The sequence below is a fragment of the Sandarakinorhabdus sp. genome (assembly GCF_032115815.1).
Classification (GTDB): domain Bacteria; phylum Pseudomonadota; class Alphaproteobacteria; order Sphingomonadales; family Sphingomonadaceae; genus Sandarakinorhabdus.
In genome coordinates, this window is sequence record NZ_JAUMBI010000160.1 from 1 (window position 1) to 3,735 (window position 3,735).

The window sequence follows — 3,735 nt, forward strand, 5'->3', positions numbered from 1 at the left end:
CGGAACGGCCCGAGGGCGAGGATTTCGGCCGCCATTCCGGCCTGGGCCTGTCCATCGCCGGCGCCATCGTGGTGGCGCACGGCGGCCAGATCATCGTGGAGGATGCGCCCGGTGGCGGCGCGGCCTTCCGTGTGCTGTTGCCGGCGGCCTGAGATGGAGACGCTACACGCCACCGCCGTTGCCCTCGATGGCCGTGCCGTGCTGCTGCTGGGGCCGTCTGGCGCGGGCAAATCCGATCTGGCGCTGCGACTGGTGGCAGCAGGCTGGCGGCTGGTTGCGGATGACCGGGTGGTGCTGACGGCGGATGGCGGCCGCATCATCGCCAGCGCGCCGCCGCGCCTGGCTGGCCTTCTGGAAGTGCGCGGGGTTGGCATCGTGCCCGAACCGACCGCACCGGCACCAATTGCCCTGGCGCTCGACCTGTCGCGCTCGGCGGAGCGCCTGCCAGAAATCGATCATCTGCCGCTTGCCGGCCAGACGGTGCCACTGTTGCCGTTTGATCCGTTCGGGGAATCGGCGCCGCAGCGGGCCGCGCGGGCCCTTGAAGTTCATGGGTTGGCAATTCATGGCCTTCCCGGCACAACTGCCGGTGTGAATCTGCCGATCCTGATCATCTCCGGCCTGTCGGGCGCCGGCAAATCGACCGTGCTGCGCGCGCTGGAAGATGCCGGTCACGAGGTTGTGGACAATCTGCCGCTTTCCTTGCTGGAAGCGCTGATCGCCGGCGCCGGTGACCGCCCGCTGGCGCTCGGCATCGACAGCCGCACCCGCGCCTTTGACGCCGCTGCCCTGGGCCAGCGCGTGGCGGCCCTGCGCGATTCGGGCCGCGATGCCCGATTGATCCTGCTGGAATGCGGCTATGACGTGCTGATCCGGCGCTTTTCCGAAACCCGCCGGCGCCATCCGCTGGCGCTGGACCGGCCGGCCATCGACGGCATCCGCGCCGAACGCGAACTGCTGGCGCCGCTGCAGCGCTGGGCCGATCTGGTAATCGACACCAGCGACCTCAGTGTCACCGATCTGCGTGCCCGCATCGCCGAACGCTTTGGCGGTGGTTTCTCGCCCGGCCTCACCGTTACCGTGCTGAGCTTCGGCTATTCTGCCGGCCTGCCGCGCGATGCCGATCTGGTGTTCGACATGCGGTTTCTGGCCAATCCGCACTGGGATCTGGCCCTGCGGCCGCTCACTGGCGAAGATGGGCGCGTTGCGGCACACGTGGCCGCCGATCCGCTTTATGCCCCCACGCTCGACAAGATCGACGATCTGGTGACCAGCCTGCTCCCCGGCTATGCCCGCGAGGGCAAGGCCTATCTCACCATCGCCATCGGCTGCACTGGCGGCCGCCATCGCAGTGTGGCCGTGGCCCGCGCGCTGGCGGCGCGGCTGGAGACTGCCGGGCAGAATGTCGCTTTGGTGCATCGGGATATCGCGAAAGTGACGGGCGATGCCGCCGTGGTCGCAGGCGACCCATTGACAGAATCGGCAAAAAGGCGTGACGGCGGCGTGCAATGATTGGACTTGTGTTGGTAACGCATGGGCGTCTCGCGGCAGAGTTTGTCGCGGCGATGGAGCACGTCGTCGGCGCGCAGGATCGCCTCGAGCCGATCTGCATCGCCGCTGATGACGACATGGAACTGCGCCGCGCCGATATCGCTGCCGCCGTCGCCCGCTGCAACGCCGGCCAGGGCGTCATCATCCTCACCGACATGTTTGGCGGCACGCCGTCCAACCTTGCCATCTCGCTGCTTGGGCCGCAGGTGGAAGTGATCGCCGGCGTGAACCTACCGATGCTGATCAAGCTGGCCAGCGTGCGCAAGACCGGCACGGTGGAAGCCGCCGTGCAGGCCGCGCAGGATGCCGGGCGCAAGTATATCGCGGTCGCCAGCCGCATGCTGGGCGAGGCCGCTTGAGCGAGACGGCTGGCCCTGTCGAGGTCCCGATCACCAACCGGCGCGGGCTGCATGCGCGCGCCAGTGCCAAGTTCGTGACGGTGGCCTCCAGCTTCGATGCTGAAGTGACGGTTTCGCACGATGGCTCGTCTGTCACCGGCACGTCGATCATGGGCCTGATGATGCTCGCCGCCGCCATGGGCGACAGCATCACCATCAGCGCCACCGGCCCGGAAGCCGAAGCCGCCGTGTCCAAGCTGGCCGGGCTGGTGCTGGACAAGTTCGGCGAGGATTGACCGCCTGCGCGTTCGGGTCTCTTCTGCCCCGATGCGCCACCTCCTCCTCGCCGCCGCCGTCCTTGCCGCCCCGGCGCTCGCCAAACCTGATGCTGATACCAAGGCCTGGCTGGCCCGCACGGCCGAACTCAGCAGCGATGCCATGGAGGGCCGCGATGCCGGCAGCCCTGGCCATGCCCGCGCCATCACCCTGGTGGAAGGTTGGTTCAAGGCCGCCAAGCTGAAACCGGCGGGCGAGAACGGCAGTTTCCGCCAGACCGTGCCGCTGCACGAAGTGGCGGTGACGGCAGCCGATATGCGCGTGGTGGCGCCCGATGGCAGCGCCGCGCCGCTGAAGTTCCTGCACGATATCACCCCGCGCCCGGCCACCGATCTGCCGGCGACGCTGTCGGGCGCGATGCGTTTTGCCGGTTACTGCAGCAAGGCGGAAGCCGGCCCCGAACTGAAGGGCAAGATCGCCGTGTGCTACGGCAGCCGCCGCGCTGGCCGCGCCCAGGGCGCCGAACGGCTGGCAGCGGTGACGGCGGCGGGCGCAGTGGCGCTGCTGACCATTGATGATGCCGGCTTCACCGTGGAGGCGCCACGCTGGCCCGATGCCTATTCCCGCGCCGTGGCGCATGAAGGCACGGCGCTACCAGGCGATGTTCCCGGGGGCCTGCCGCAATTCCGGCTGAACGGCGCAGCGCTGGAACGGCTGATGGCCGGCACCGGACGACTGGCCGCCACCTTGCTGACCGAAGCGACCTATCACCGCGATCTGGAAGCCTTCGATCTTCCAGGCCGCTTCGAGGCAAAGCTGACCACGGCGCAGCGCCGCTTCACCAGCCAGCAGGTGCTCGGCCTGCTGCCGGGCACCGACAAGGCCAAGGCTGGCGAAGTGATGCTGCTCGGCGCGCATATCGATGGCTATGGCTTTGGTGAGCCGGTGAATGGCGACGGGCTCTACAACGGCACGCTGGATGATTCCGGCTATGTGGCGTTGCTGGCGCAGCTGGCGCAGCGGCGGCGCGGCAAGGGCTTTGCCCGCCCGGTCCTGTTTGCCGCGTGGACGGCGGAGGAAAAGGGCCTGCTCGGCGCGCGCTGGTGGCTGCAGCATCCAACGGTGCCCAAGGAGCAACTGGTGGGCGTGATCAATCTCGATCAACTGCGACCGCTGTTCCCGCTGAAGGCGCTCACCCTGCACGGGCTGGGCCAGAACACGCTGGCGGATACGGCCAAATCGGTGGCGTCAGGCCTGAAGATCGAAATCCGTCCCGATCGCGAGCCGGAACGCAACTTGATCCGCCGGGTCGACTCATGGCCGTTCATGGAAGCCGGCATCCCGGCTGTGAACTTCGTCTTCGCCTACAACCCGCGCACCGAGGAAGAGCGCATCTACCGTGATTGGTACCAGCGCCGTTACCACCGCCCGCAGGATGATATTTCGACGCCGATGGACCTCGACGCGGCGCGGGATTTCAATCGGTTTTTCTACACGCTGGTCGAAACGGCGGCCAATGGGGTGGCGAAGCCGGTGATGAAGGCAAAGTCCACCCAGCCGTAAGCCGTCT

General features: G+C 67.9%; 5 protein-coding genes and 1 pseudogene. All 6 read left to right on the forward strand.

What is annotated here, in order from left to right; translation table 11 throughout:
- The coding region (locus RT662_RS16235) for an ATP-binding protein (RefSeq protein ID WP_409530151.1) at positions 1-152 on the forward strand (152 nt) is incomplete at its 5' end.
- Between the two features lies 1 nt (position 153).
- Positions 154-366 (forward strand): annotated as a pseudogene (locus RT662_RS16240) (HPr kinase/phosphorylase); the annotation flags it as partial.
- A 225-nt stretch (positions 367-591) separates the two neighbouring features.
- Positions 592-1,512: an RNase adapter RapZ gene (gene rapZ, locus RT662_RS09450; RefSeq protein ID WP_409530152.1), complete on the forward strand. Its 921-nt coding sequence runs from the start codon at positions 592-594 to the stop codon at positions 1,510-1,512.
- Positions 1,509-1,910, forward strand: a complete 402-nt coding sequence (locus RT662_RS09455) for a PTS sugar transporter subunit IIA (RefSeq protein WP_313670466.1) — start codon at positions 1,509-1,511, stop codon at positions 1,908-1,910. The genes rapZ and RT662_RS09455 overlap by 4 nt, the downstream gene beginning before the upstream one ends.
- Positions 1,907-2,185, forward strand: coding sequence for an HPr family phosphocarrier protein (locus tag RT662_RS09460; RefSeq protein WP_273433923.1), 279 nt, complete (start codon positions 1,907-1,909; stop codon positions 2,183-2,185). Before RT662_RS09455 ends, RT662_RS09460 begins: the two co-directional genes overlap by 4 nt.
- Positions 2,186-2,216: 31 nt before the next feature.
- Complete coding sequence (locus RT662_RS09465) at positions 2,217-3,728, forward strand: M28 family peptidase (protein ID WP_313670467.1); 1,512 nt, start codon at positions 2,217-2,219, stop codon at positions 3,726-3,728.
- The last annotated feature ends 7 nt before the right edge of the window (positions 3,729-3,735 follow it).

Excerpts from the sequence above, each read along its gene's own strand:
- RT662_RS09455 (WP_313670466.1), top strand. The coding sequence starts at position 1,509 with ATGATTGGACTTGTGTTGGTAACGCATGGGCGTCTCGCGGCAGAGTTT.
- RT662_RS09465 (WP_313670467.1), top strand. The coding sequence starts at position 2,217 with ATGCGCCACCTCCTCCTCGCCGCCGCCGTCCTTGCCGCCCCGGCGCTC.